General features: G+C 75.6%; 26 protein-coding genes. 9 read left to right on the top strand and 17 right to left on the bottom strand.

What is annotated here, in order from left to right:
- From BI06_RS50270 to BI06_RS04140, 13 genes are all read right to left on the bottom strand, one after another.
- Positions 1–310, bottom strand: a 310-nt coding sequence (locus BI06_RS50270; protein ID WP_043465123.1) for a hypothetical protein, incomplete at its 3' end; no start/stop codon positions are given.
- Positions 310–774 (bottom strand): hypothetical protein, encoded by a 465-nt coding sequence (locus BI06_RS04195; protein ID WP_051740211.1) that lies wholly within the window; start codon positions 772–774, stop codon positions 310–312. The genes BI06_RS04195 and BI06_RS50270, both read right to left, overlap by 1 nt.
- Before the next feature lie 255 nt (positions 775–1,029).
- Positions 1,030–1,524, bottom strand: coding sequence for a TadE/TadG family type IV pilus assembly protein (locus tag BI06_RS04190; protein ID WP_158516376.1), 495 nt, complete (start codon positions 1,522–1,524; stop codon positions 1,030–1,032).
- Positions 1,525–1,568: 44 nt separating this feature from the next.
- Positions 1,569–1,943, bottom strand: a complete 375-nt coding sequence (locus BI06_RS52245) for a TadE/TadG family type IV pilus assembly protein (RefSeq protein WP_051740210.1) — start codon at positions 1,941–1,943, stop codon at positions 1,569–1,571.
- Positions 1,944–1,981: 38 nt separating this feature from the next.
- Positions 1,982–2,263, bottom strand: coding sequence for a hypothetical protein (locus tag BI06_RS04180; protein ID WP_043465120.1), 282 nt, complete (start codon positions 2,261–2,263; stop codon positions 1,982–1,984).
- Positions 2,264–2,322: 59 nt separating this feature from the next.
- Positions 2,323–3,201 (bottom strand): type II secretion system F family protein, encoded by an 879-nt coding sequence (locus tag BI06_RS04175; RefSeq protein ID WP_043465118.1) that lies wholly within the window; start codon positions 3,199–3,201, stop codon positions 2,323–2,325.
- Entirely contained in the window at positions 3,198–4,205 is a 1,008-nt protein-coding gene (locus BI06_RS04170; RefSeq protein ID WP_043465115.1) for a type II secretion system F family protein, read from the bottom strand. The genes BI06_RS04175 and BI06_RS04170 overlap by 4 nt, the downstream gene beginning before the upstream one ends.
- The gene (locus BI06_RS04165) at positions 4,202–5,848 is read right to left on the bottom strand and encodes a CpaF family protein (RefSeq protein WP_233289997.1); all 1,647 of its coding nucleotides are present in this window, start codon (positions 5,846–5,848) and stop codon (positions 4,202–4,204) included. Before BI06_RS04165 ends, BI06_RS04170 begins: the two co-directional genes overlap by 4 nt.
- Positions 5,838–7,274 carry a hypothetical protein gene (locus tag BI06_RS52240; RefSeq protein ID WP_063794909.1) on the bottom strand — a complete coding sequence of 479 codons (1,437 nt, stop codon included), beginning with the start codon at positions 7,272–7,274 and terminating at the stop codon, positions 5,838–5,840. The genes BI06_RS04165 and BI06_RS52240 overlap by 11 nt, the downstream gene beginning before the upstream one ends.
- Before the next feature lies 1 nt (position 7,275).
- Positions 7,276–8,196: an SAF domain-containing protein gene (locus BI06_RS04155; protein WP_051740208.1), complete on the bottom strand. Its 921-nt coding sequence runs from the start codon at positions 8,194–8,196 to the stop codon at positions 7,276–7,278.
- Positions 8,197–8,291: 95 nt separating this feature from the next.
- Positions 8,292–9,236, bottom strand: coding sequence for a hypothetical protein (locus BI06_RS04150; RefSeq protein ID WP_149030252.1), 945 nt, complete (start codon positions 9,234–9,236; stop codon positions 8,292–8,294).
- Positions 9,230–9,802, bottom strand: a complete 573-nt coding sequence (locus BI06_RS04145; protein WP_149030251.1) for a hypothetical protein — start codon at positions 9,800–9,802, stop codon at positions 9,230–9,232. Before BI06_RS04145 ends, BI06_RS04150 begins: the two co-directional genes overlap by 7 nt.
- 189 nt (positions 9,803–9,991) lie before the next feature.
- Positions 9,992–10,894: a hypothetical protein gene (locus tag BI06_RS04140; protein ID WP_030392081.1), complete on the bottom strand. Its 903-nt coding sequence runs from the start codon at positions 10,892–10,894 to the stop codon at positions 9,992–9,994.
- Between the two features lie 307 nt (positions 10,895–11,201).
- Between BI06_RS04140 and BI06_RS04135 the strand changes: the two genes are divergently transcribed.
- The 3 genes from BI06_RS04135 (at position 11,202) to BI06_RS04125 (ending at position 13,766) form a co-directional block, all read left to right on the top strand.
- Positions 11,202–11,645 (top strand): pyridoxamine 5'-phosphate oxidase family protein, encoded by a 444-nt coding sequence (locus tag BI06_RS04135; RefSeq protein ID WP_030392080.1) that lies wholly within the window; start codon positions 11,202–11,204, stop codon positions 11,643–11,645.
- A gap of 165 nt (positions 11,646–11,810) precedes the next feature.
- Complete coding sequence (locus BI06_RS04130) at positions 11,811–12,263, top strand: MaoC family dehydratase (RefSeq protein WP_043465112.1); 453 nt, start codon at positions 11,811–11,813, stop codon at positions 12,261–12,263.
- A gap of 255 nt (positions 12,264–12,518) precedes the next feature.
- A complete protein-coding gene (locus BI06_RS04125; protein ID WP_082558320.1) occupies positions 12,519–13,766 on the top strand; it encodes an MBL fold metallo-hydrolase in 1,248 nt (415 codons plus the stop codon).
- A 34-nt stretch (positions 13,767–13,800) separates the two neighbouring features.
- Here BI06_RS04125 and BI06_RS04120 read toward each other — a convergent pair whose 3' ends face one another.
- From BI06_RS04120 to BI06_RS04110, 3 genes are all read right to left on the bottom strand, one after another.
- Positions 13,801–14,760, bottom strand: a complete 960-nt coding sequence (locus tag BI06_RS04120; protein WP_030392078.1) for a DUF389 domain-containing protein — start codon at positions 14,758–14,760, stop codon at positions 13,801–13,803.
- 241 nt (positions 14,761–15,001) lie between these two features.
- Positions 15,002–17,746, bottom strand: a complete 2,745-nt coding sequence (locus BI06_RS04115; protein ID WP_051740205.1) for a DUF6493 family protein — start codon at positions 17,744–17,746, stop codon at positions 15,002–15,004.
- Positions 17,743–19,140, bottom strand: a complete 1,398-nt coding sequence (locus tag BI06_RS04110; protein WP_030392076.1) for an SWIM zinc finger family protein — start codon at positions 19,138–19,140, stop codon at positions 17,743–17,745. Before BI06_RS04110 ends, BI06_RS04115 begins: the two co-directional genes overlap by 4 nt.
- Positions 19,141–19,332: 192 nt before the next feature.
- On the opposite strand from BI06_RS04110, the gene BI06_RS04105 reads away from it, so the two are divergent.
- The 6 genes from BI06_RS04105 (at position 19,333) to BI06_RS04080 (ending at position 24,743) form a co-directional block, all read left to right on the top strand.
- Positions 19,333–20,241, top strand: a complete 909-nt coding sequence (locus BI06_RS04105; protein WP_233289996.1) for an acyl-CoA thioesterase II — start codon at positions 19,333–19,335, stop codon at positions 20,239–20,241.
- 148 nt (positions 20,242–20,389) lie between these two features.
- Positions 20,390–21,043: a TetR/AcrR family transcriptional regulator gene (locus BI06_RS04100; protein ID WP_030392074.1), complete on the top strand. Its 654-nt coding sequence runs from the start codon at positions 20,390–20,392 to the stop codon at positions 21,041–21,043.
- 211 nt (positions 21,044–21,254) lie between these two features.
- On the top strand, positions 21,255–22,130 hold the full coding sequence (locus tag BI06_RS04095) for an alpha/beta fold hydrolase (RefSeq protein ID WP_082558247.1): 876 nt from the start codon (positions 21,255–21,257) through the stop codon (positions 22,128–22,130).
- Positions 22,131–22,188: 58 nt separating this feature from the next.
- On the top strand, positions 22,189–22,578 hold the full coding sequence (locus BI06_RS04090; protein WP_043465109.1) for a MerR family transcriptional regulator: 390 nt from the start codon (positions 22,189–22,191) through the stop codon (positions 22,576–22,578).
- 185 nt (positions 22,579–22,763) lie between these two features.
- Positions 22,764–24,407 (top strand): BCCT family transporter, encoded by a 1,644-nt coding sequence (locus BI06_RS04085; RefSeq protein ID WP_051740203.1) that lies wholly within the window; start codon positions 22,764–22,766, stop codon positions 24,405–24,407.
- Between the two features lie 150 nt (positions 24,408–24,557).
- Entirely contained in the window at positions 24,558–24,743 is a 186-nt protein-coding gene (locus tag BI06_RS04080; RefSeq protein ID WP_030392070.1) for a hypothetical protein, read from the top strand.
- 295 nt (positions 24,744–25,038) lie between these two features.
- Here the strand turns inward: BI06_RS04080 and BI06_RS04075 are convergent.
- Positions 25,039–26,387: DUF2398 family protein (locus BI06_RS04075; protein WP_051740202.1), on the bottom strand; the 1,349-nt coding region annotated here is incomplete at its 5' end.

Raw genomic sequence — 26,387 nt, 5'->3', positions numbered from 1 at the left:
GCCAGAGGAACAGCCGCCCGTCGTCGGGGCTGGTCAGCAGCGCGCCGATGCCGTCGGGCGCGAGTTCGCCCATGTCGGCCACCGACCGGGTGCCGTACAGCAGCAGGGCGGGCACGCCGACCATCAGGACGAGCAGGGTGATCAGGGCCGCGAGCGCGGCGAGTACGGCGCCGCCCCGGCCGCGCCGACGGCCGCCGCCGGCCCGATGGGACGGCAGCGGCGCCGGCCGCCGGCCGGACGCGGGGGTGGCGTTCGCTCCCCGGGCCGGACGCCCGGCACGGGTCTGGTCCTTGGCGCGTGGCGCGGCCATCAGGCGGTCTCCGCTTCCTTGACTCCGTGGACGAGGGTGGCGCTCCCCTTGCCCGTGATCTTCCGTTTGCCCAACTCACCCAGCATGACGGGGCGGAACTCGGCCTGCACCGTGATGGTGACGGTGGTGTTGTCCGGGGAGAAGTCCACGCGGGAGGCGGACAGGCCGTACAGCGCGAGGTAGTCGTTGGCCGCGGCCTCGACGTACTGCCGTGCCCTCAGCTTGTATCCCTCCCCCCGCAACAGGGCAGCCTCGTCCAGCTGCTGGCCGGCCATCCGGGCGGCCTCCTGGGCGTAGGCGTCGACCCGCTCGGCGACCCGCAACTTGCCGCCGGCATCGACGACCAGTGCAATGACCACCACTACGACAGCCGCACAGATGGCGACGAAGATCGACAGTGCCCCGCGGTCCGGCCTGCCGCCGAGCCGGGCCCGGAACGGCCGGACCGTGCCTGCGCGTTCCATCGCCTTCCCTCCCCACCGGCTCTGCCGCCCTCCCCCGGACGCCCTCCGCTTGCGTCTCCCCCGCCCGACGGCTCTCCAATCCCCGTCCGGCCGCATCGTCGTCACAGCCCCATCACCGTCCGCCCCACGACCCGACACACTCTCCATCCACTCGGTCCACTTGCCGCACTGGGTCCACTCGCCGCACTCGACCCGTTCTCCCGCCCTGCCCCGGTGCCGCAGGCCGTGCGCGCCCCGCCGGAGCGCAACCGGCCCTCACGGACCCCGGTACCGGTCGACCACGGAAACGAACCAGCCGGTGAGCGTCTTCGGGAGGACGTTCGGTCCGCCGATCAGGTCCGCCAGGTAGACCTCACAGGTCACCGTCACCTCGACCGTCTCCCAATCGACGCCCTGGTTGCTGCGCTTGCCGTGCTTGACCGTGACGCTGCTCTTCTTGCAGTGCACACCCTGCTGCCGCATGGCGTCCGCGGCGGCCTTCTTCGCCGCGGTGTCCATCGCGGCGCGGCCGCCCCGCTCCAGCGACGCCGTGCGGGCCGCCGAGCGGGCCGCAGCCTCGACGGTGCCGCCGGCGGTCTGTACCCGGCCCGCCGCGACCGCGACCAGGATCAGCGCGACCACGGCGGGCGCGACGATCGCCGCTTCGATCGCCACGCTGCCGCCGTCCCGCCCACGCCCGGACCGGGCGGTGCGGCCGGCGAGGAACCCGTTCCACCGCCCGCCGCGCTCCGTCCGGCCGGTACGGTGCACGGGCCGGACGGAGCGCGCGGAGAGCCACCACCGCACCGCGCCGCTCACGACCGGACCACCGGCGCGACGAAGCGCTCGCGCGGGGCCTCCGCGAACTGAGTGACGGTCGGCGGGGTGATGAACGGGATGATCACCGGGGCCTTCACCTCGACGGTGACCCTGATCAGCACCGGGGTGCTGCCGTCGGTGACGACCCGGTGGTCCTTGTCGCCCTGCCGGTTCAGGAAGTCCTCGGCCTGGCGGCGTGCCGCCTGGTCCTTCTGCTCGTCGGTCCGGTTCCCCTGCGTCCGGCCCGCGTCGACGCCCTCGCGGGCAGCCGTCAGCGCGAGTTGGCGGTGGTACCACCACATCCCGGTCTGCACGACGGTCAGCAGCAGGGCCAGGACGACCGGGAAGACGATGGCCAGGCTCAGGCTCATCGCCCCCCGGTCGGACCGGCGGACACGACGACGGTCGATCACGGCGTGGCCGCTCCGCCACCGTCGAACTGCGGGTTCTCGTTGACCTTGTCGACGACCTTCTTCTTGAGGCCGTACAGGGCCGCCACCACCATGCCCGCGACGGCCACCAGCGCGATGATGGCGAGCGCCAGCTCGATGCTGATCGCACCCTTGTCCCCGCGCGCCCGGGCGGCCTTGGCGCGGCCCATCCGGAAGTGGAACATCGCCAGGGCGAACTGGAGGGGCAGCAACAGCACCCCCATCACTAGCACGGTCAGTTGGTCGATTCGCTTCTTCATGAACTGCTCCCAGGGGTGAGGTGTGGTGACGGAGGCGCTGACCTCCGCGACGGGGTGGGTCAGTTGAGCATCTTGTACAGCGCCGGAAAGACGATCAGGACGGTCATCAGCAGGGTCAGAGCGGACCCGGGCGCGACCATCCGCTCGCTGTCGGAGTTGGCCCGGGCGAGGTCCTCCGCCAGGAGTTCGCCCCGCAGGCCCTTGGCCCGGGCCCGCAGGGTGTCGTAGACGGCGGCGCCGTCGGTACCGGAGATCCGCATGATGTCGGCCAGGTCCTGGAGCGGGGTCAGGCCCAACTCCTCGGCCAGAGCGTCCAGTCCGTCCCAGGGCGGCAACCGGTCGGTTGCCGCCCGCTCCAGCGAGTCCCGGATCCGGCGGAACACCGTGCCGCGCCCGACGGCGGCGGCCCGGCGCAGCGCCTCGGCCGGACCGAGGTCGGCGGCCCGCTCCATCGCCACCAGTTCCAGGTAGGCGGCGATGCCGTGCAGGTACTCGACCCGGGCCTCCTTGGCCTCGCCCCGGACGATCACGTCCGGGACGAACCAGAGCAGCCCGGCCAGCAGCGGTCCGACCACCAGCGGGAGGGTGAACGGCAGCTCCAGGTCGACCACCAGCGCCGCCACCACCAGGTACGGCGGCAGCACCAGACCGAGCAGGGCGAAGAGCAGCTTGTGCGCCATGAACCGGGCCGGGGTGCGGCCGATCAGGGCGAGTTCGCGCTCCGGGATCCGGACCCCGCGCAGGTTGACCGAGCGCTCGCCGATCCGGTCGAACCAGCGCGGCCGTTCGTCCGGATCGGGAGTGCGGTCGGCCGGGGTGCGGTGCAGCCGGTCCAGCGCCTGTCCCAGATCGGGCGGCGAGGGCCGGAGTTCGGATATCAGCATGGCGAGGCCGCCCGCCGCGACGGCACCGGCCAGCACGGACCACGGGGAGATCATCGGGCCTCCCCGAGCATGCGAACGGCACCCTCGGCCCCGTCGGCGGGGACCGGACCGGCTGCGCCGTCCGGAGTGTCGTCACCCCGGCGCCGCCGCGACCGGACGGTCCGGCTGCGCCGGTCGGCCTCCAGCAGCCGCGGCACGGGCGGGTACGAGGCCAGCGCACGCATCCAGGCGATCACCGCCACGAACAGCGCGCAGACCACGCCGAGCACCATCTGACCGAGCACCGAGCTGTAGGGCGCGGTGTACTCGGAGTTGAACGAACCCACCGTGACGACCAGCAGGATGATGCCGACCAGCCAGCGGATGGTGGTGCGGTGCTTGGCCCGGTCGGCCTCGATGACGCGCCGCTGACGCACCTCCTCGCGGACCGACTCGGCCATGTCGGCCAGTGTCCGGGCGAGGCCGGGGCCACTGTCCCCGGAGCGGAGGACCAGGGCGGCGAGCACCTTGTCCGAGGTGGCGTCGGCCAGGCTGTCGGCGAACAGCCGCAGCGCCTCCTCCGGTCGCCAGCGCGCCTGCAGCCGGGCGGCCAGCTCGCCGATCTCGGCCTCGATCGCGGCGGGCGCGGTGCGGCGGCTGGTGACGATCGCCTGGTTGAGGCCGACGCCGAGCAGCAGCACGTCGGCGACCCGCTGGGTCCATTCCGAGAGTGCCTCCAGCCGCTCGATCCGGTCGGTGTCCGAACGGGTGGCCTCGAACAGCCAGGGCAGGCCGAACACCGCCAGCGGAACCAGCAGCACGGTCAGCGGGATGCCGCTGAACAGCCAGCCGAGCGGTGCCCCGATCAGCGCGAGCGGCAACTGGATCCGCCGCTGGCGGGCCATCCGTTCGGACGCCGTGCCGGGCGCGCCGTACCAGAACACGTGCAGCCGGGAGGCCAGCGGGTTGAACGGCTCCCGCTCGCCCTCCTCCACCGGGTCGCTTCCGCGCGCCCAGGCCACCAGCGCGACCAGGCCCGCCATGACGGCCAGGCCGCAGAGCACGAAGAGCGGCATCATCGGGCACCACCGCCGATCCGCAGCTGGAGCGGCTCGGCCCAGCTGCCGTAGCGGGAGCCGAGCAGCGCCGCGTCGAAACCGGCCCGGCGCAGGTCGTCCAGGCACTGCGGCGGGGTGTGCGGGACGGCGCGCGGCTCGCCCAGTTCGGGGCGCGGCCCGAACACGGTGTTCAGCGCCGGCCGGCCGCTCTCGCCGAGGCCCGCGACCTCCAGGACGTGCGAGACGAAGCGGTGCCGGCGGCCGCCGACGTGCGTCTCGTCGACCATCGACACATGCACGATGAAGTCCACGGCGTTGGCGGTCAGCCGGTAGGCGAGCGCGTCGGTCATGTGCGAGCCGTACTCCAGGCAGAGTTCGGCGATACGGTCGACGACCATGTGCGGGCCGCGCGCGTGCAGGGTGCACATCGAGCCGCCCTCACCGTTGGTCATGACGCGCAGCATCGGGACGACCTCGCCGGAGCGGACCTCGCCGACGATGATCCGGGAGAGGGTCATCCGCAGCGCCGCCGGGATGAGGTCGCCGATGGTCAGCTCGCCCGCCGACCGGCCCTCCACCCGCTCGCCGTTGCCCTCCCGGGCCTCCATCGGGACGACCTGGCGGAGGTGGCCGAGGGTGTGCAGCCAGAGCTCGAACTCCGACTCCAGGGTGCCGACCCGCTCGTCCGGCGGGATCTCGGCGGCCATCGCGCGCAGCAGGCTGGTCTTGCCGACGCCCTGGGTGCCGGTGATCATCACGTTCTTCCGGGCCCGGATGGCCGAGGCCAGGAAGGCCGCGAGGGTGCCGTCCACGGCGCCGAGCCGGACCATCTCGGGCAGGGTCGCCGAGGCCACCCGGTGCCGGCGGATCGCGACGTACGGGCGCGGGGTGACCTCGGTGAGCGCCTGGAGGCGCATGCCGCCCTCCAGGCGCAGGGCGAGCGTCGGGCTGGCGGTGGACAGCGAGCGTTCGCCGCCGCCGTGCTGGCGGGCCAGGTCCTGGAGCAGTTCGACGAGTTCGGCGTCGCTGTCGGCCACCGGTGGGACCTGGCGCAGCGGCTGGTGCACCCGGGAGACCCAGACGTCGTCGCAGCCGTTGACCAGGATGTTCTCGATGTCCGGGTCGTCCAGGTAGGGCTGGAGCCGGCCGGCCCGGAACAGCAGGTCGAAGACGGCCTCGGCGAGGGCGCGGTCCTGCTCCCGGGTCGGCGGGATGCCGTGGGTCTGCGCGTAGGCGTCGGACCAGCGGGCGACGGCCTCCTCGATCAGCGCGCGGCCGCGCTGACGACGGGTGGCCCGATCCGGCTCGCCACCGGATCCGGAGGTCAACCGGGTGATCTGCTGGTGCAGTTCGGCCGCGACCTGGCGCTTCAGCTCGCGCGCTACCGCGGGGTCGACGGCGGGCCGGGTGCCGGCGCCGCGCCGGTCGAGCGAGGGCAGCGCGGAGGGGACGGCGGTGGGTGTGGCCGCGGCGGCGGGAACGGTAGCCGCCGGCGCGGCGGCCTGGCCCGGGGCCACCGGGCCGGGGGTTGTCGGGCCGGGGGCTGTGGGTCCGGGAGTGACCCGGCCGGTGGTCATCGGCCCGACCGGGCCGGGCAGTGGCGTCGACCAGGGCAGCGCGGCCGGGTCGGTCGCGGGCTGCTGGTGCAGCGGACTACCGCGCACGGAGCACCTCCCCGTCGACGGTCTGGTCCCGGGCATCGGGAGCGGGGGCGGGGGTTGGGGCGGGGGCGGACGATCCGGGCTCCGGGTACGGGCCGCCGGGGTGAGGACTGTCGGGGTACGGGGCGCCCGGGTACACGGCCTCGGGGTACGGGCCCCCGGGGTACGCCCGGTCGGCGTACGGCTGGCCGGCCTGCCCGTGCCCGGGGAACGGCGCCGGGGCGGCCGGCTGCGGCGCGAGCCCGGCGAGCGGCGCCACCGGGCCGGTGGTGATCACGGGCGGCACCGGCCCGTACGGCTGCTGCTCGTACGGCTGCTGCCCGTAAGGCTGTTGGCCGTACGACTGCTCGTACGCCTGCTGCTCGTACACCTGCTGTCCCGGCTGCTGTCCCGGCTGTTGGTACGACTGCTGGTACGCCTGCTGCTGGTACGTCGGCGCGGGCTGCGGGGCCGAGGCCGCCGCCGCGGGCCGGACGTACCCGTACCCCGACCCGGCCGCGTCCGGCTGCTGCGGCCCGGCCGGTGCGGCCGTCCCGGCGCCGGGCACCGCCGTCAGCCCGACGGCCTCCGCCACCGGCCCGGTACCCGTCCCCGGCCCGGCAGCTGTCCCCGGCCCGAGCTGCGCGGGCCCCGCCGCCGCCGGAGCGAGCCGCTGGCGCCGCCGCCGGACCGTCAACTGGATCTCGTCCGCCGCCGACCGCGCCGTGCGCATCAGCTCCGAGCGGACGAACCGCCGGTCGGTGACGTCCCCGCCGTCCGACAGCACCTGGGCGGTGCGCCGCGCGTGCGGCAGCAGGCCCAGCACGGGCAGCCCGAACTCCTTGGACACCTCGGCCCCCGAGTACGGCCCCTCGGCGATCAGCAGCAGGCCCAGCGCGTCGGCGCCGGTACCGGCCGAGGCGAGGTCCTCGGCCAGCGTGGCCAGCCGGGGCCGGGCCGCGCTCAGCCCGCGCAGGGTGGTGCGCACGGCGGCGGCCACCACGTCGGCCCGGCGGGCCAGCACCGCACTGGTACCGGTGGCGCCGGAGCGGCCGAGGTCGAGGATGACGTCGTAGCCCTGCGGCTCCAGCCCGTGCAGCACCTCCATCAGCGGCTCCCAGGTGTAGGCGAGGCCGGGCGCCTGGGTGGGGTCGGTCAGGCCGGGCAGCAGCAGGCGTTCCGCGTTGCCCGCCGGGGAGAGGTCGATCAGTTGCTCCCAGAGGGCCTGGGCGAGCAGTCCCCGGCGGTCGGCCACGGCGAGGTTGCGCAGTCCGTAGACCGCCTCGACCCGGCCCTCCAGGGCGCCGGCCAGGACGGCGCCGCCGTCCGGGTCGCACTCGACCAGCAGGATGCGGCGACCGGGCTGCAGCGGCCAGGCCAGCAGCAGCGCCAGCGCGGTCGTGGTGGCGCCGGGTGCCCCCGGGGCGCCGACCACCGCGATCACGGCCATCTCAGTTCCCACCCGCCCCGGTCGGCGCTCCCGAGGCCGCGGGGCGTCCGGCGGCGGGCGCACCGGCAGCTGGAGTCCCGGCGACCGGAGTTCCCGCGGACGCCCCGGAGACGGCGGCCGGGGCCGCCGCACCGCTCGTCGGCGCACCGGCGGCGGGGGTGCCGGTGGCACCGGGGGCCGGCGTGCCCGGGGCGGCCGCGCCGGGCGAGGCGGCGGAGGGGCGCGGGGCCAGCACCACCTGGATCCGCCCGGTGGCCACCCAGCCCGCCAGCTTGGCGGCGTCCGCCTCGTTGACGACGACGTCGAACACCTGGCTGCCGTCGCTGTCCGGCCGACCGGCGTTGTAGACGGTGGCGGCGAGCGTCTCCGACCGCCCCCCGTCCGAGGTGTACACCACGATCACCGGCAGGCCCGGCTGGAGCCGGGTGGCCGGCAGCTGGGTGCGCCGGGCCGCGACGCCGACCAGCAGCTGCCCCGGGTTCAGGACCAGCGACTGCGCGAGGTCCGACCTGGTGAGCAGCCCGCCCCGGTGGAGGTCCGTGGTGGCCCGCATGCCGATCGCCTTGGCCCGGTCGGCCGCGTCCAGCGGCTTGAGCGCCGGGTCGCTCGCGATCCGCACGGTCACCAGGTCGCCCTCGGTCAGCGCCTGACCCCACGGAACGTCACGGGCAAGCGCCAGCACGGTGATCCGCTGGCCCGTGCTGTTGTAGAGCACCGCGCCGCCCAGCCCGCCGGCGGCTATCAGGGCCACCGCCATGGCCAGCACGGCGGGCCGCCTGCGCCGGGCGCCGAGCGCCCGCCCGGGGGTGCGCGGGGCACCGCGCCCCTGCTCCGGCACTGCCACGGGCGCGGGCGCGGTGCTGCTCGCGGTCGCCGTGGCGGACGTGCCGGAGCCGGATGCGGCAAAGGTACGGTTCTCCACCGGGCTTCGGCCTTCCTCGCGTCGTTCGTCGGTCGGTGCTGTGCTTGCGGCGTCGTCCGGTCACCCGGCCGAGCACCCTGCGGGTCGAGGACCCGCTAGTTGAGGACCTGCACCTCGGCCACCGGGAACTGGAGCCGCACGCTGGTCTCCAGGTCGATCGGCGCCACCGTCTGGGTGCCGCCGGTGATGGTGACGTCGCCGACCCAGTGCACGGTGAGGGTCCCGTAGAAGAGGCCGTCCTTACGGGTGCCGGAGCCGGTCGTGAAGACATGGCCGCAGGTCGGCGACGGGGTGGCGCCGTACTTCGGGTCGTACGGGGTTCCGGCGCCCACGCACGTCTTGACCGTCTCCTTCTTCGGGTCCAGCTGGTCGCCGAGGCTCCACTCCAGGCTCTTCAGCCGGGGAGTGACGGTCACGGCGATGACGTTGCCGTGCACGGTCTTCGCGGCCGGGGGCTGCGGGTTGGCCAGCCAGAACCAGACCGGTACGCCCACCACGGAGGTGCCCTCGGGGGCGATGCCGGGCACGGGGTCCGGGAAGACGATCTCGTCGGCGGCGTCGTGGGCCAGCGCGACCGGGTTGTCCGGCGGCGGACCGGCGGGCGGCTGGGCGAAGAACTCGGGCGGGCCGGGGCTGAGGGTGCCGTCGCCCTGGACGCAGGTCGGGTTGTAGACCCCGCCGTCCTCGGGCTTGTGGCCCTTCCAGACCGGATCGCTCGCCGCAGGCGGCGGACTGGCGAGCCGCCAGTAACAGCCGGTCGAGGCGCTGAACCAACCGAGTTCCGGATTGTTGCAGGCGAACTCCCGGCCGTTGTAGGTGCACACCTGCGGCCCGCTTCCGGTCCCGCCCCCACCACCACCGCCACCGCCCTTGGGCGGCTTGGTGGTGGTTTCGCTCGTCCCGGTGCAGATCACGTTCACATGGCAGCGGGTCGCACCCCCGGTGGGAGTGGAATCCGCGACGGCGGTGCCCGTCGGGGCCATCAGTAATCCGGCGAACAGCGGCGCGCCGATCACCCATCGTCGTACCGGCTTCAGCATGTGCGTCCCACCTCCCGCTTGAACTCGTGGATCAGCCAACGCGTTCGGAACTGTCGTAGCGAAACGGTCGCCACGTACCGGGTGAGCCGGTCGGGCGGGTCCATGACCGCGCGGGTCGCGGCGTCCGCCTGGTGCCACCCGGACACGTCCAGGCAGTCCTCGATCACGGCGGTGTTCGGATCGGCCGTGATGTCGACGGACTTCACCGTCGGGGAATTCTTCGGAGTGCCCGTCATCACCAGTTTGGCGTCGTGCAGTTGCTTGAGGTTGACCAGCGCGTCGGTCAGTACCTGTCCGGACGCGAAGGTGCTGAAGTTCGACCCGTCCGAGTCCGGCTGCGCATAGGCCTCGGCCTGGGCGTTCCACCAGTCCTGATAGGCCCTCACCGCATCGCGTGCGGCGGCGCCTTCGACGCCGTCGGTCGGCGCGTTCCCGACGTTTGCCGAACCACCCGAAGGAGGTACCGGAGTCACCCCCGCAACCGTGGGCGCGTTCGTCCCCAGTCGATCGGCGGACCCCCCGGCCCCGCTGCTGGAACAGCCGCTCAGCAGCAACGCCAGAATCACCCCACCGATCCCAACCGCCCCAGGGCGCAACACAATTCCGCGCTGCCGCATCGCCCCACCTTGTCGCAGCCGGCCCCGTGTGTGGTCCGGGGCCGCCAGAAGAATTCCGCAGTCCCGCCGGTGTTGCCTCGCGAGCATCGATTCTTCGCCAAACCGAGCCTTCACGGCAACACCTGGGGCCTCCTGACCTTACGCGGAAGGAGGATCCGTCGGGGCACTTTCCCGCCACAGAAGAGCCAACAGTTCTTCGGAAAGCGACAATCCGGCCAATGCGCCCCGAATCGCGGCCCGATTGCGCATCAACAGGCGCCCGCCCTCCGGCGGTACGAGCAGGCGCACACCCGGCGCCTCGCCCTGCCGCGGGGGCGCACCGGCGCCGTCCCCCTCCTGCGGGGCGCCGCCGTCGAGCAGCGCACCGACGGCCGGCTGCAGGTCGTGCGGACCGACGGCGGCGGGCGCTCCCGGGACACCCTGCCGCAGCACGGTGGCGAGCGAGCGGCTGAACGACCCGGGGCCGCCGGGGAGGACGGCCTCCCGGCCGCGTCTGCCCGGGGTGTAGCGGGCGGGCGCGTGCCGGCCGATCCGGCCCCAGAGCGGGACCCTCGGGTAGCTGAGCAGTTCCCCGGCGCCGTCCTCGCCGCCGCCGCGCTCCAGCGCCGCCCAGGTGTCCTTGTCGACCACCGCGTCGACCAGCAGCAGCGCCTCCTCCTGGTCGCCGTGCACCATCGCACTGACCACCCAGTCCCAGGCCAGCCCGCGCCGGTAGGCGTTGTCGGCGGTGGAGCCCGCGGTGACCAGGGCGAGCCGGCGGCCGCGCGGGTCGGCCACCAACTGGCCCACCAGGCAGACCAGCAGCCAGCGGCCCGGCCGGGCGGCCGCCTCCCGGACGGCGGTGAGCATGGCGTTGGCGTCCGCGCCGGGCTCCACCACGGTGACCCGGCTGTCGGCCGCACCGGTGTCGAAGCACATCCCGGGCAGCACCTCGGCCAGTTCCCGGGCGCCCTCGGCCGCCCGGGCCGAACCGCCGAAAGCCCGGTCCGGCCCGCCGTCCGCGCCGATCACCACCAGATCGATCCCGCTTGCCACCCGCACCGCCCCCTCCTGCCCCTGCCCCGGACCCGGTCCTCCGGGGCCGCCGAACCGTTCCGCCGCCCGCTCCGGGCCCGCGGCACAACCGGTGCGCCCCGGTGCCACCGCCGGGCAGGCTATCGCCCCGGAGTGTCGGCGTCCGGACTCCGGGCGCCGCCTTCTCGGCGAGTCCGGCCGACGCGGCCGTCCTCCAGCTGCCCTCCGCGCGTTCCCCGTCGCCCGTCCGCGTCCGGACGACGGCCCCAAAGCCCTGCCGTTCAAGGACCATGGGCCCTGTCCGCCCGCGCCCGGCAGGGGGACGATCGGACGCATGGACCGTGACGACGCACTGGACGACGAACCGGAGGAACTCGGCGCCGAGGCGTGCCTCCGCCTGCTCAGCACCGTGCCCGTCGGACGCGTGGTGTACACCGAACACGCGCTCCCGGCCGTGCTGCCGGTCTCCTTCGAGGTCGTCCCGGACGGGCGCCTGCTGCTCGCCGTGCGCCGGGACAGCGCTACCGCGCGCGGGCTGGACGGCACCGTCGTCGCCTTCCAGGCCGACCGGCTGGACCCGCTCACCCGCAACGGCTGGAGCGTGCTGGTCCACGGCCGGGCGGACATCCTGCGCGACCCGGAGCAGATCCTCCGCGCGCTGCGCTCCGGGCTGCGGCCCTGGACCGACGAGCCCGACCCGATGTTCGTCGCGGTGGTGCCCGAACTGATCAGCGGCCGTCGGCTGTCCGCGTCCGGCCACGCCGTCCCGCACGCCTGAGGGTCCCGCACGCCCGAGGCCGACTGCACCAAGCACGTGACCGCCCAGGACGGGCGCCTGCGGCGGACCCCTGACAGGTGACCGGCGAGTAGGCATACTCTGCGGAGTTCGCACCACCGCACCGCGACCGCTGTCGCACCGCCCGCCCGCCCTCAGGAGCGCTCCGTGACGATCTTCGCCTCCCTCGCCGAGCTGACCGCCGCCGTCGGCACCGAGCTGGGGACCAGCCAGTGGCACACCGTCGACCAGGCACGGATCGACCTGTTCGCCGAGGCCACCGGCGACCACCAGTGGATCCACGTCGACCCGGAGCGGGCGAAGGAGAGCCAGTTCGGCTCGACCATCGCGCACGGCTACCTCACGATGTCGATGATCCCGGTGCTGGCCAAGGAGTGCTACGGCGTCGAGGGCGTCCGGATGGCGCTGAACTACGGCTCGGAGAAGGTCCGCTTCCCCGCCCCGATGCCGGTCGGGACGGCGATCCGGGCCACCGCCGAACTCGTCTCGGCCACCGAGGTGTCCGGCGGGGTGCAGGCCGTGGTCCGGTTCACCATCACCAGCGCGGAGAGCGCCAAGCCGCACTGCGTCGCCGAGACGATCACCCGTTTCTACTCCTGATCACAGGGGAAGGCCCCTGGTCGGCGGACGGCGGCCGCCGCTCGCCGGGTCCGGAGGGCCGAGCACGAGTAACCTCCGACGAGATGGTTGTCGTACCGACCGGTGTCCCCGCCGACGGTGCGCGCCCCGGCATGCCAGGTATCCGTCGCCGCCCTTGGAGGTGCCGTGCCCCGCCCAGCCGCCCCGTGGTACTCCCGCGTCCCCGGCCTGTCCTCCGCCCTCACCGCGCCCCCCGGCCGGACCGGGCTGTCCAGCCTGACCGGGCTGCCCCGGGCGGCCTGGCACCGGGTCCGGACGGACGCCTTCGGCGCCGAGCCGCGGGGCGAACGACTGGCCCGGATCCACCGCTCCCCGCAGTTCTCCGACGGCGCCTTCCGCAACCCTGTACCGACCCGCCGGCTGGTCTACGAGCGCAGCCCGCTGGAGATCACCCGCGCCCAACTGGCGGCCGACCGCGTCCGCCGGGTCCCGGCCGCCGCCGTGCCGCTGCACCGGCTGCTCCCGGTCGACCTCGCCGAGCCGCCCGCCTCGGGCCTTCGCCTCACCTGGCTCGGCCACGCCACCGTGCTCGCCGAGATCGGCGGCCGCCGGGTGCTGTTCGACCCGGTCTGGGGCGAACGCTGCTCGCCCTTCTCCTGGACCGGCCCCAAACGGCTCCACCCGGTGCCGCTGCCGCTCTCCGAACTCGACGGGGTGGACGTCGTGGTCGTCTCCCACGACCACTACGACCACCTCGACATGGGGACCGTCCGGGCGCTGATCGGCACCGGCGCGACCTTCGCCGTACCGCTCGGGGTCGGGGCGCACCTGGAGTGCTGGGGCGTGCCGGCCGACCGGATCGTCGAGCTCGACTGGTGGGAGTCGGCCGAGGTGGCCGGACTGACCCTGACCGCCACCCCCGCCCGGCACTACTGCAGCCGCGGCCCGCGCACCAGCCCGCTGTTCCTGTGGGCGTCCTGGGTGGTGGCGGGCGGCGGCCGGACCGTGTTCCACAGCGGGGACACCGGGTACTTCGCGGGCTTCGCCGAGATCGGCCGCCGACTGGGCCCGTTCGACGCGACGATGGTGCAGGTCGGCGCCTACAGCGACTTCTGGCCCGAGGTGCACATGACGCCCGAGGAGGGTGTCCGGGCGCACCTCGACCTCGGCGGCGAGGTGCTGCTGCCGATCCACTGGTGCACCTTCAACCTCGCCCCGCACCCGTGGGAGGAGCCCGCCGAGCGGGTGGTCGCCGCCGCGCGGGCGCAGGGCGCCCGGCTGGTGGTGCCGCGCCCCGGCAAGCCCTTCGAACCGGTCGAACCGCCCGCGCTGCGGCGCTGGTGGCGGGCGGTGGCCGCGCCGCCCGGGGACGGCACAGCGCTGGTGGTACCGGACGGGTCGGCGGACACGACGGCCGGGACGGTGCCGCCCGACGCCGACGCGACAGCGGGGCCTGCGTCGCCCGGCCCGGACGGTTCGCGCCGACCGCGGCGGGCGTCCGAGGACGACGGCGTCCCGGTCTGAGCGCCGCGCCGCCACCGCGCTGCCGCGGCCGGGCTCAGCCGGCCGCGCGCGGCCGCCGGACCCGCCGGGCCCGGCGGCGGATCCGCTCCCAGGCTTCGTGCTGCACGACCAGGGTGAGCAGCCCGGCCAGCACGATGCCGGCCAGGTTCAGCAGCAACTGCAGGCTGGAGCCCCAGAACTGCCGGAAGTCTCCGTAACCGAGGGCGACCGCCGCGTTGGCGGCGGCCGGCACGGTGGTGACCGAGATCGCCACCCCGACCATCATCCCGGCCTTCGCCGAGGTCAAGGAGAGCAGTCCGGCGATGCCCGCCAGGAAGGCCACCACGAACGAGGTGGCGTCCGGCTGCCAGATGAACGAGGTGTTGGGCCGTGCCGCGTCGAACTCCTCCCGGGTGAACAGCCCCAGGCCGTCCATCACCAGGGTGAACAGGACGGTCGACGCCATCGCCACCGCGAATCCGGTGACCAGCGCGTTCAGTGAGCGCAGCGCCGGGCGCGCCCGGCGCTGCACCAGTGCGACGCAGAGCCCGGCCAGCGGTCCGAACTCGGGGCCCACCGCCATGGCGCCGACCACCAGGATCGCGCTGTCCAGCACCGCCCCGCAGGCCGCCAGCATCGTCGCCACCGCGAGGAAGGCGAGGTAGACGCCGGTGAGGGTGGACTCCTCGTGGGTGATCTCGGAGACCGCCTCCCACACCAGCGCGTCGGCGCCCTCGCCGGGTGCGAGACGCTCGGCCTCGTCGGCGGCCGCCGAGAGCGTCAGCCCGATCTCCTGGACGTCGATCGCTCCGCGCTCGGGCAGGCCGGTCCCGCGCAGGCCGACCAGTACCTCGTCCGCGGACTCCCGGGCGACGTCGCAGAGCACGACGTCCCCCGCAGGGCGGACGGCCGCGTCGGGCAGCACCACCACATGGGTCACCCCGACGCAGTCGTCCAGGCACTTCAGCACGGTGTCGCGGAGGTCGACGGGAACGATCAGACGCAGGTGCAGCACGGAGGCTCCGGACGGGCGCGGCGGAGGGGTCCCGCCCACCCTAGGGTGTGGCGGTTCCGCCCGGCCCGGCAGGCCCCCGTGACGGGCCGTCGGGGGGAGCCGGACCGCGACGGACCGAGACGGACCGCGACGAACGGGGTCGGACGGGCTCGGACGGGGTCCGACGAGCTCGGACGGGGTCGGGCAGGGTTCGGACGGGATGCCGCCGCCGTTCCGGGCGCGCTGGTGCCCGTGCCCCGACTCAGCCCCCGGCCAGGACGTCGCGCAGCGCTCGGGCCTCCTTCACCAGACGGGCGGCGCCGGGGCGGGCCGCGGTGGCGGTCACCTCCGCGACCGGACCGCGCGCACCCGAGCGGCGGGCGGCGGCGGTCGCGACCGCAAGCACGTCGGCGGTGCCCCGCAGGGCCTCGCCCCCGAGCAGCGCGGGCAGGGCGGGGGCCAGCACCGACCAGACGGTGGCGTAGGCCCCGGTGTCGGCGGCGGTGCCCAGCGCGTGCGCGAGCCGGTTCGGCTTCACCGTCCCGAGCGTGACGAGCTCGCCCAGCTCGCGGCCGAGCAGGGCGCCGTCCAGGTCGCCCCGGGCTGCCAGCACCAGCAGCGCGTCCACAGCGGCGGTGCGGTCCTCCGGGAACCGCGCGCCGAGACAGTAGGCCAGCGCCAGGTGCAGCGCCAGCCCGGCCGGGCCGCCGGCCTCGGCGAGCACGACCAGCATCCGGGCGGCGCCGCGCCGCTCCCGGTCGGCCGAGTCGGCGAACCGGTCCAGCCAGCGGGCCGCCAGCTCCTCCCGGTGGTGCGGGAGCATCGCGGCCCAGTGCTCGGTGGGCTCCCAGAGCCACTCGTCCTGCTTGCGGACCCGGGCCACGCTGGGCTCGGTGCCCTCCAGCAGCGCCCGGAAGTCCGGGCCGAGCCGCTCGCCCGCGGGACCGGCCGGTCCGCCGCTGCCGGGCTGGGCGACCGCGAGCCGCTTCAGGGCCTCCCACCAGCGGTCCCAGTACCGCAGCGGGCGCAGCGACGCCGGGGCCGGGGCGAACAGCACCCGCTCCGAGGGCTGGCCCGGCAGGCCGCCCGCGCGCAGCCACCCGGCCAGCCACCGCCCGGCGGGCGAGGCCAGCCGGTCGGCGGCGGCCAGCACCTCCGGGTCCGCCGTCGGGGCGACCCGCAGCAGCGCGGCGTTCAGGTCGGCCGGAGCGGCCGCCGCGCCCGCGGCCTCGTAGGCGGCGATCCGCCCGACCAGCGCGCTCGCGGCGATCGCGCCGGTGGCGTCGGTCGGCGTGGCGAGCAGCAGCGGCAGCGGGTCGGCCGCGACCCGCTCGGCCGCCTCGGAGATCCGGGCGGCCAGCACCGTGCCGTACACGGTGTTGTGCTCGCCGCGCAGCGGGTGCCGGCCCTTGTTCCGGAAGATGTGACCGGGCCGGTGCGGGTCCACCCGGCCGGCCACCACGGCGGCGAGGTAGAGCGCGTCGGTCGGGCCGCAGTCCTGCCAGCGGCCGACGTTCTGCCACGGGTGCGCCCGCAGCACCGGCTCCAGCGCCCCGGCCAGCGCCGGGCGGTCGCGGTGGGCGTGCCGGACCAGGCCGTCCAGGACCCGTTCGAAGACGGCGACGCCGGGCCGGCCGGCGGCCAGCAGGACGGCCAGTTCCTCGGCGACCTCCGCCGGGGTGGCGAGCGGCTCGCCGAGCGGGGCGGGCTCGGGGGCGGGCGGCAGCAGCTCGTCCCAGGCGGTGTCGTCCTCCCCCGAGCCGCCGAGCACGGCGCCGAACAGCGCGCCCGCCCGGGCGTGGTGGACGGGATCGAGCGCCTCGGCGGCGAGGCGCAGCTCCGGCAGGACGGCCTCGCCGGCGGCCTTCAGCCGGCGGGCGACCAGGTTGAGCGCCCGCTCCTGGAGGGCGCTGTCGGGGTGGCCGAAGGCCTCGGCGGCGGCGAGCGCGACCGGCCCGGAGCGCTCCGGCGCGCTCCGCGCGGCCTGCTCCAGCCAGGCGAGCTGGGCGCGCACCAGCTTCTTCTCGGCCCGGAACAGCACCACCGCCGAGGCCTCGGTGACCAGCTCCGGCTCGACCAGCCCGGCCTCGTCCAGCCCGGCGAGCACCTGCTGGGCGTGCCCGGCCACCGCGGAGAGGCCGTCGAGCAGCGCCATCAGGTCGCGGACCCGGGCCGCGTACTCCTGCGGCGTGGGCGCGAGCGCGGTCAGGACTCCCAGGAACGCCCGCTGGTCGGCGGCCCTGCCGCCGCGCACCAGCCGGCCCAGGCAGAGGTCGATCAGCTCCGCCCGCCCGATCGGGCCGTCCTCGGCCAGCCCGGCGATCGCCGCCGGCCAGCTGTCCCCGGGCCTGGTGCCGAGCCCGGCGTCGAGCGACCAGGCGACGTCGTCCAGCTCGAACACCCGGGGCAGCAGGACCGGGGTGAAGGCGTCCGCCCGCAGCCGCTCCAGCAGGGTGGTGGCGCTGCCGCGCGGGCCGTTCTCCCGGCCGGCCCCGGAGCGCAGCCACTCGGCGGTGAACTCGTCGGAGGCCGGCACCGTGCAGCCGGTGCGCCGCACCACCCGCTCGATCAGCGGGAAGAGGTCCCAGCTGAAGCCGGAGCCGCGTTTGGCGGCGAGTCGGCCCACCACCTCGATCTGCCACTCCTCCGGTTGGGCCTCGACGACCTCGGCCAGGGCGGGGTGGCGGGCCCAGGAGCGGCCGGTGAAGTCCCGGGAGCCGATCCAGGCGGCCGCACCGGCCGGGCCGGGGTGGCAGCCGGCACCGGCCACCAGCAGCGCGCACATCCGCTGGTTGGCGGGCTTGGTCCACTCGCCGCGGTTGGCCCGGCGCAGTTCCTTGAGCGCCGGGACGCAGGAGCGCCGCTCGGCGGGCCCGAGCGCGGCCAGCAGCCGCGGCAGCCGGTCGGTCGCGCCCTCGTCGACCGCCCGCAGCACCGCCTGCACGGCGTCGGCCGCCGCCCCGGCGCCCGCCCCGGCCGGCGCCTCCGTCATGGTCCCCGTGCTCATCGCGTCCCCTCCTGCTCTCCGCCGCCGTGGGCCCGCGCCTCGCGGACCATGCCGACCGCCAGTACGTGCTTGCACGGCCCGCGCCCGCCCCGGTACTTCGCCCACCAGAGGCAGGTGCAGCCGACCGCGCCCGCCGCCTCCGTCCGCACCCGCTGGATGTGGTCGTCCACCGTGACGACCGCCGTCGCGCCGCCCTCCTCCAGCCGGACGGCGCCGGCGGCGACCAGCGCGCGGGCGGCCTTCAGCCGGGGGTTGGCCGACTCCGCCCGCCCCGCCTCGTAGGGGAGCCGGCGGTGGAAGTGGGCGGCCTCGGCCACGTCGTAGCCGATCTGCCCGGCGGTGCCGAGCCTGGTCAGCGCGGCCCGCACCCGGGCCGGGGTGAGGCCGGCCTGCTCGGCGAGTTCGGCGACCTCGATCCTCGGCTCCCAGGCGAGCAGCGCCGCGACCAGGTCGGCGTCCGGCTCGGCGGTGCCGGTGGCCAGCGCCCCGAGGACCCCGCCCTCGCCGCTGAAGCCCCGGGAGGCGTCCGGCGACAGGGTGAGGGTGAGCCGCATCCCCGGCAGCTCGACCTCCCAGGCGGAGGCCGTCGGGCCGTCCCCGGCCACCGGCGGGCCGTAGATCCGCAGCGCCCGGGCGTGCCGCAGCACCCGCTGCAGGGCGGCCAGCCGCTCCGGCCCCGGCAGGCAGACCGCACCGGCGACCGGCCTGGTGGTCGGCCGCAGGGTCCGCCCGGCCGGCACCACCCACTGGACCGTCCTGGCCCCGGCCCGGCCGCCGCGGGGCAGCGAGCGGAGGAAGCGGACCGCCTCGGCGGCCGGCAGCTCGGCCCGCAGGTCGAAGCCGGCGGCGGTCACCTGGGTCTCGGCGAAGCCGCGCAGCCAGCGCTCGGGCAGCGGGACCTTCTTCTCGACGACCGGCCCGTCGAAGGTGGTGACCTCCAGCGCGTCCGGGCCGACGGCGAGGTGCAGCGGCTCGGCCGGAGCGATCCGGGTGAGTGCTTCTCGCAACGGATTGTTGACGTCGACATTGGTGGTGCCGTGGCCGATCTCGCCGCCGTCCAGACCGGCGGCGAGCACGTCCAGCCGGGCGTAGACGCCGCAGCAGCCGGAGAAGGACTCGAACCGGAGCCGGTCGCCGTTGGCGGTGACCACCGGGTCGAGCGAGGCCCGCAGCTGCGGCTGGTAGTACCGGGCGGCGGCGACGTCGGCGACGGCGAGCAGCGCGGCGGCGGCCGGGGCCGGCTCGGCCAGGAAACCCGCGAAGAACCGCGGGTGGGCGGCCTCCCCCAGCGGGGTGGCGCCGCCGGACGTCTCCAGGGCGAGGCTCCGGCCGGCCGCGCCGTCGAGGACGGCGGACGGGCGCAGATAGGCGTACGCGTGTGCGGATTGCGACATGCCCGTAACGCTAGGTCAGGGCACTGACAATCGGCCGTCCCGGCTCCGGCGGCGGCCCGTCCGCCCCTGCGCCGCACCGCCGTCGACCCTCCCCGGGATCGAGACAATGGAACACGTTCTAGCAAGCGTGTTCGCCCGGACGGGTTACCCACGTCACACCGGTGGGGCGCCCCGGTCTGCCACTATGGGCCCGTGACAGAGCTGACCGAACAGGACAGACGGGCGATCGACACGGTCGGACCGTTCGCCGATCTGCTGCGGATCGAGACCCTCGACGAGAACACGTTCCGCGGCCGCTGCCACGCCGGGGCGCCGATGCGCGCGTTCGGCGGCCAGGTCGCCGCGCAGGCCCTGGTGGCGGCCGGGCGGACGATCGGGGCGGACCGCTCGGTGCATTCGCTGCACGGCTACTTCCTGACGCCCGGCGACCCGGGCCACCCGATCGACTACCGGGTCGACCGGGTCCGCCAGGGCTCCTCCTACGCCACCCGGCGGGTGACGGCGCTCCAGCGGGGGGAGACCGTCTTCACCCTCTCGGCGTCCTTCAAGCGCCCCGAGCCGGCCGCCGACCGGCACCGCGAGATCCCCGCGCTGCCCGGCCCCGAGGAGCTGCCGGACGCCTTCGCGCACTGGGACGACGAGGCCCGGGCCGCACTGGCCGCCAGCGGCTTCGGCGCCCTGGAACTGCGCTTCGTCCCGCCGGACGCGCCGGGCGTGCCACCGGCCGTGCCCGGCATGCCGCAGCAGTTCGTCTGGCTGCGGGCCGGCTCCCCGCTGCCCGACGACGACCCGCTGCTGCACGTCTGCGCCCTCACCTACCTCTCTGACCTCACCCTGGCCTCCACCGCCGGGCTGCACGTCCAGCCGAACTTCTTCCAGCGCACCGAGCCGCCCCGGCTGCTGATGGCCTCGCTGGACCACGCGATGTGGTTCCACCGGCCGTTCCGGGCCGACGAATGGCTGCTGTTCGCCCAGCGCAGCCCGTCCTCCTCGGACGGCCGGGGGCTGGCGCTGGGCGAGTTCTACGACCGCGGGGGCAGGCTGGTGGCCTCCGCCGTCCAGGAGGCGCTGATCCGCGAACGCCTCGTCGCGCCCCGCTGACCACCCGGTCCGTCCGGCCGCGCCGCCCGGTCGGCCCCGCCGCGCCCGCCGCTCGCCGCCCCGCCCGCGCCCTGTGACCGAGGGGCGAACGGCGGGCGGCCGGTCGGCGTCATATTCCTGAGCGGCCCCGGCCCGTATCATGGTGCGGGTGACCAAGGTTGACCTGTCACCACGGCCGGTGGAGGCGATGTCTCCGCGTCAGCTCGAACGCCGCGAAAGCCTGATCGCGGCGGCGCTCGCCCTGGTGAACGAGATCGGCGTCGAGCGGCTGCAGATGAAGCAGGTCTGCGAGCGGTCCGGAGTCGCCCTGGGGACGGCGTACCGCTACTTCTCCTCCAAGGACCACCTGCTGGCGGCGGCGATCGCCGACTGGCACCGGCTGCTGCTGGCCGACCTGGTGGCGGAGCTGCGCGGACCGCGCGCCGGCCTGGGCGCCACGGACCGGGTGGCGCGGTTCGTCCGCGGGGGCATGCGCGCCTACCAGCGGCAGCCCGAACTCGCCCGGCTGCGGGTGGCCGTCGCCGCCTCCACCGACCCCTTCGCCAGCGAGGCGCTCCAGGGCATGGCCCGGGCCGACAGCACGGCGCTCCAGGCGGTGATGGCCGACGAGGTGCCGGCCGCCGCCAGCGACCTGGTGCGGCACATCGTCGGCCATGCCTGGCAGGGCGAGCTGACCGCCTGGGTGACCGGCCGCACCACGCTGGGCGACGCCAGACGGCGGCTGGAGGACGTGGTGCGGCTGGTGCTGAACCCGTACGAGACGCCGAGCCCGGCGCCGTACGAGGTCACGTCCACGGCCTGAGGCCCGACGCGGGCGCGGGCCGGCCTGGGCCAGATCTCCGGCCGGCCCGCGCTCCGACCTGCCCGCATGCCCGCGTGCCCGCGTGCCGGGGCGACCCGGGCGGAGCGGCGGGCTTGACCTTCACACCGGTGTGAACTCCTAGCGTGCGGAGCGGTCCGGCCGTCCGGCCCCGACCGCCCGTTCCGCACGACCCGCCCAGGAGAGCACCGCCATGACCACCCGGCCCACCACCGCGCCCGCCTCCCCCGCCTCCGCTGCCTCCACTGCCTCCGCTGCCTCCACTGCCTTGCCTGCCTCCGCTGCCGCGCCGCTCGCCCGGACCGTCCTGGGCAGCGGCCCCGGGCTGCTGCTCGCCCACGGCGCGGGCGGCAGCGCACGCGACAACTGGGGCCCGCTGCTGGAGGACCTCGCCGCCCGCCGCACGGTCGTCGCCCCCGACTTCCCCGGCTCCGGCGACAGCCCCGCCGAACCGGGCGAGCTCTCCCTCGACGACCTGGCCGACCGTCTGGTGGCCGCCGCCGACGCGGCCGGCCTGGACACCTTCGACCTGGCCGGCTACTCGCTCGGCGCCGCCGTGGCCGTCCGGGCCGTCACCCGCCACCCCGGACGGGTCCGCTCGCTGCTGCTGCTCTCCGGGGTGGCCGGCGGCTCACAGCGGTTCCGACTGCTCGTCGACCAGGCGGCCGCCCTCGCCGGGCACCCCGAGCTGATGGCCAACCAGATGCTGACCGTGGTGTTCGGCCGGACCTGGGTGGACGCGCTGCCCGCCGAGCAGTTCGCCGAGCTGCGCACCGCCCTGGCCGCCGCCCCGCTCCCGGCCGGCTTCCACGCCCAGTTCGACCTGGCCGCCCGGGCCGACGTCCGCGCCGAGCTGGCCAGGATCGGGGTACCGACCCTGGTCGTCAGCACCACCGAGGACGGACTGGTGCCGCCGGAGCAGCACCGCGCCCTGGCCGAGGGCATCCCCGGGGCCCGGCTGGTCGAGCTGACGGCCGGCCACCTGCCGATGGTCGAGCGGCTGCCCGAGCTGCGGGAACTGCTGCTCGGGTTCCTGGCGGAGCACCCCGCCCACCCGGCCGCCGCCTGATCCCCGACGGCGGGCCCGCAGCGGGAACACCCGGCCGGGCGGCGGCGTTCGCCCGGTCATGCGCATCGGAGAACTCGCCCGCCTGACCGGGGTGTCCACCCGCCTGCTGCGGTACTACGAGGAGCAGGGCCTGCTCCGGCCCGCCCGCTCGGCCGGGGGCTACCGCGAGTACGGCGAGGGCGACACGGTCCGGGTGCGGCAGATCCGGGGCCTGCTGGCGGCGGGCCTGCCCACCCGGGTGATCGTCGGGATCCTCCCCTGCGCCAGCGGGCCGGTCCCCGCCCTGGAGTCCTGCCCGGACCTGCTCGCCACCCTCCGCGGCGAGCTGGCCGAACTGGACGCGCGGATCGGCGAGCTGACCCGCAGCCGGAACGCGCTGGCCGGCTACCTGGACACCGCCGGGCCCGCCACCCCGCTGCCGGCGGCCCCGCTTCCCGTCGCGGCCTGACCCCGCCTGCGGCCCCTCGCCGCCCGTCGCGCCCCGGACCGACTGACGGCCCCTCAGGTCACCGCCTCCCGGCGCGCCGTCCCGACTCTCCCGACGAGGACTGGACATAGTACGACATGTATCCCTTTTAGATCATGTCGCCGACGCATGCCGTCGGCCCGCCAGTACGCCGCGAGAGGTACCCCATGACCAGTCAGCCCGCCGGGCCGCCGGACGAACCCGCCGCCACCCTCCCCGTCGACCGGGTGGTCTTCGGAATCGGCGCGGTCGCGGTGCTCGGGGTCGTCGCCTGGGGCATCTTCGCCGAGGACAACCTCGGCCGGACCTCCAGCACCGCCCTCGGCTGGGTCCTGCACAACTTCGGCTGGCTCTTCGTCGTCGCCGCCGACATCTTCCTCGCCCTCACCGTGGTGCTCGCGTTCAGCCGCTTCGGACGGATCCGGCTCGGCCGGGACGACGACGAACCGGAGTTCTCCACCCTCGCCTGGGTGGCCATGATGTTCAGCGCGGGCATGGGCATCGGCCTGATGTTCTACGGCGTCGGCGAGCCGCTCCAGCTCTTCGCCGCCCCGCAGCCCGGCTCCGGAATCGAACCGCAGTCCGCGGCCGCCGCCCAGCAGGCGCTGGAGTTCTCCCTCTTCCACTGGACCCTGCACCCGTGGGCGATCTACGCGGTCGGCGGCCTCGCGCTCGCCTACACCACCTTCCGCAAGGGCCGGGGCAACCGGATCTCCGCCGCCTTCGTACCCCTGATCGGCGAGCGCGGCGCCGACGGCTGGCCGGGCCGGGCGATCGACCTGCTCGCCGTCTTCGCGACCGTCTTCGGCTCGGCCACCAGCCTCGGCCTCGGCGCCCTCCAGGTGGCCGACGGCCTCGGCTACGTCTCCGACGTCAGCAACACCGAGCGCACCCAACTGGTGATCATCGCCTCGCTGAGCGCCGCCTTCGTCCTCTCCGCCTTCTCCGGCGTGCACAAGGGCGTGAAGTGGCTCTCCACCGCCAATGTGGTGCTGGCCTCGCTGATCATGCTCTTCGTCTTCGTGGTCGGCCCGACCGTCTTCGTCCTGGACGCGATCCCCTCCACCGTCGGCGGCTACCTCTCCGACCTGCTCGCGATGTCCACCCAGACCGGCGCCTTCACGGACGAGAACTGGCTCGGCACCTGGACCATCTTCTACTGGGCCTGGTGGCTGTCCTGGGCCCCCTTCGTCGGCACCTTCATCGCCCGCATCTCGCGCGGCCGCACCGTGCGGCAGTTCCTGGTCGGCGTCCTGCTGGTACCCAGCGGGGCCACCGTGATCTGGTTCTGCGTCATGGGCGGCACCGCGATCCGGCTCGACAGCACCGGCGCCGCCGACCTCGTCGAGACCATCCCGCAGGGCGCCGAGGCCTCGCTCTTCGAAATGCTGCGCTCGCTCCCCGGCGGCACCGTGACCAGCGTGATCGCCGTGCTGCTGGTGATGACCTTCTTCATCACCAGCGCCGACTCCGCCTCGCTCGTCCTCGGCTCGCTCTCCAGCCGCGGCTCGCTCCACCCGCGCACCTGGCTGGTGGTGGTGTGGGGCGTGCTGATGGGCGGGGTCGCGGCCGCACTGCTGCTGGCCGGCGGACTCACCGCGCTGCAGAACGCCACCATCCTGGTCGCGCTGCCGTTCGTCGGGGTGATGCTGCTGCTGTGCGTCGCGCTGGTGAAGGAGCTGCGCACCGACCCCGCCGCCGGACCGTCCCGCTTCCACCCCGCGCACGGCCTGCGGGACGCCGTCCGGGTCGCCGTCGGCGAGGCCATGGCCGACGCCCGGCGCGGGAACCGGCGTCCCCCGACCGGGTGAACCCCACCTCCCCGGGGCGGGCCGCCGCCCACCCCGGGGCACGGGCGTGACCTGCGGCGTTGCAACTGTCGCCCAAGCCGACGCCCACCCCCCATCCGGACTTCACCCGCACGTAGCGATCGTTAACACCGCCCTGGAAACCTCCCTGCCATGAACGCCATCCCTCCGGCGACCTCCCAGGACCCGCGCTTCCCCATGCCCAAGCGCCACCGACGCGTCCTGGCCAGCTCCGCCGTACTCGCTTCCGTCGCCCTGGGCATCCTCGGTGTCGGCGCCACCGTCGAAACGGTCCAGCACGGCACCGTCGCCACCGCCACGGCGACCGTCCGGAAGTAGCCCCACCGGACACACCGGCACCGCCGCACCACGGCCCACCATCGCCCGCCCCGCCCCGCTGCGGCGCGGGCTTTCCCGTGCTTGCTCCCGCCTGCTTCCGCCCGGGGACCGGGGGCGGGCCGATGGAGGCCGGGCGGGTGGACCGGCCTCGGGGGCGGGAATCGTCGGCCCCGGGTCGGACCTCGGGTGACGACCGGTGCCGGGGCCGAGGGGCTGGTGAGGAAGCGCGGCGGGGACGCCCGCGCAGGCCGACGGACGTCGCACGGGTCGACCGGCCCGGAGCAACGGACCGGGATCAGACCGGCTGGCCGGCCCGGGGGGCGGTGGGGGCCGGGATCGTGAGATCCGGGTCGGGCCGGGAGTGGCGGCCGGTGCCGGGGGCGGGGAGAAGATCGGGGGCCGGCGCGTAGCGGGCGGCGGGGGCCCGGAGGAGCCAGCCCGGGGGGCGGGTGCCGCGCGGGGCCGGGGTGATCAGGCCCATCCGGTGCAGCAGGTCGAGCGCGTCGCGGCGCAGCGCGGTGCGGTCGGCGAGGTAGTCGCGGCGCCAGCCGGCCGGCAGACCGTACTCGTCGGCGATGTCGCCGAGCACGCCGTCTATCAGCGCGTCGGGGACCGGCACATCGGTGCCCGCGGTCTCGCCCGGGAGCGGCCTGACCTCCTCGACCAGGCGCTCGACCAGCAGCAGCGCGGCCTGGGCGGCCGTGTCGGCGCCGGGCAGGGCGAGGTCGGTGAGCTCCTCCGCCGGGTCGAGCAGGGCGACGCCCTCGGCCCGCTGCTCCGCCTCCAGGCCGAGGAAGTCGGCGAGCGCGGCCGGGCCGGTGCGGCCGTGGTCGCGCAGCCAGGCGCGCTGGTCCTCGGGCAGGTCGGCGGCGAGCACCGCCGGGGTCTCGGCGAGGCGGCGGCGGACGGCGGTGCCCGGCTCGGCCTCGGCGGCGCGGCGGATGAGGTCGGTGGCGTCGTCGGCGAGCGCGGGCGGGCCGACCGGGACGGCGCGGGCGAGTTCCCGGTCGACCGTCAGCACGGTGGGACCGGCGGCGGCCGGGTCGGCGAGGGCCGCGGCGGGGAGGTCGGTGAGCACCTGCCAGTCGGCGAGCACGGCGAACGCCATCGCGAGTTCGGCCCGGTCCGCCGGCCGCGCGACCGGGCCGGGGCCGGGACGGACGGCGTCCATCGCGGCGAGCAGGCCGTCCAGCGGGAGCCGCTCGGGGGCGTCGACCAGCAGGGCCAGTGCGAGGGCGAGCTGCGCGTAGCAGCCGGGGGTGAACGGGGCGCCGGTGGCGGGGTGTTCGAGGCGGCGGGTGGCGCCGGGGCCGAGTCCGGCCTTGTGCAGGCGGGCGTGCCAGGGGCCGACCGCCAGGCGGTAGCCGAGCAGGGTGTCGAAGCGCTCGGCGAGCCAGTCGCGGTGACGGCGGATCAGCGGGAAGCCGTCGGCGTGCGGCCCGGAGGCTGTCACCAGCGGGTGGGCGAGGAGCAGCCGGGCGGCGATCCGGCGTTCGGCGGCGGTGGTCGCGGCGGAACGATCCTGCGGGACGGCGCCCGCACCCCGGGAGCGTTCGGGCTTGCGGTGGCGGCCGGGCTTGCCCGGCTTGGCGCCTGAGAGCACGACGGGCAGCGCGGCGGCGTCCCGGCGGGCGCGGCGCAGGC

The sequence above is a fragment of the Kitasatospora sp. MBT66 genome (assembly GCF_000710405.2).
Lineage (GTDB): Bacteria > Actinomycetota > Actinomycetes > Streptomycetales > Streptomycetaceae > Kitasatospora > Kitasatospora purpeofusca.
Note: the sequence above shows the minus strand (reverse complement) of the source record. Positions and strands in the feature narration are given on the sequence as shown.

What these genes read in the sequence shown, in the direction of transcription:
- BI06_RS04195 (WP_051740211.1), bottom strand. Translation starts at nt 774, where the DNA reads ATGGAACGCGCAGGCACGGTCCGGCCGTTCCGGGCCCGGCTCGGCGGC.
- BI06_RS52245 (WP_051740210.1), bottom strand. Translation starts at nt 1,943, where the DNA reads ATGAGCCTGAGCCTGGCCATCGTCTTCCCGGTCGTCCTGGCCCTGCTG.
- BI06_RS04180 (WP_043465120.1), bottom strand. Translation starts at nt 2,263, where the DNA reads ATGAAGAAGCGAATCGACCAACTGACCGTGCTAGTGATGGGGGTGCTG.
- BI06_RS04175 (WP_043465118.1), bottom strand. Translation starts at nt 3,201, where the DNA reads ATGATCTCCCCGTGGTCCGTGCTGGCCGGTGCCGTCGCGGCGGGCGGC.
- BI06_RS04170 (WP_043465115.1), bottom strand. Translation starts at nt 4,205, where the DNA reads ATGATGCCGCTCTTCGTGCTCTGCGGCCTGGCCGTCATGGCGGGCCTG.
- BI06_RS52240 (WP_063794909.1), bottom strand. Translation starts at nt 7,274, where the DNA reads ATGGCCGTGATCGCGGTGGTCGGCGCCCCGGGGGCACCCGGCGCCACC.
- BI06_RS04150 (WP_149030252.1), bottom strand. Translation starts at nt 9,236, where the DNA reads ATGCTGAAGCCGGTACGACGATGGGTGATCGGCGCGCCGCTGTTCGCC.
- BI06_RS04135 (WP_030392080.1), top strand. Translation starts at nt 11,202, where the DNA reads ATGGACCGTGACGACGCACTGGACGACGAACCGGAGGAACTCGGCGCC.
- BI06_RS04115 (WP_051740205.1), bottom strand. Translation starts at nt 17,746, where the DNA reads ATGAGCACGGGGACCATGACGGAGGCGCCGGCCGGGGCGGGCGCCGGG.
- BI06_RS04110 (WP_030392076.1), bottom strand. Translation starts at nt 19,140, where the DNA reads ATGTCGCAATCCGCACACGCGTACGCCTATCTGCGCCCGTCCGCCGTC.
- BI06_RS04095 (WP_082558247.1), top strand. Translation starts at nt 21,255, where the DNA reads ATGACCACCCGGCCCACCACCGCGCCCGCCTCCCCCGCCTCCGCTGCC.
- BI06_RS04090 (WP_043465109.1), top strand. Translation starts at nt 22,189, where the DNA reads ATGCGCATCGGAGAACTCGCCCGCCTGACCGGGGTGTCCACCCGCCTG.
- BI06_RS04085 (WP_051740203.1), top strand. Translation starts at nt 22,764, where the DNA reads ATGACCAGTCAGCCCGCCGGGCCGCCGGACGAACCCGCCGCCACCCTC.
- BI06_RS04080 (WP_030392070.1), top strand. Translation starts at nt 24,558, where the DNA reads ATGAACGCCATCCCTCCGGCGACCTCCCAGGACCCGCGCTTCCCCATG.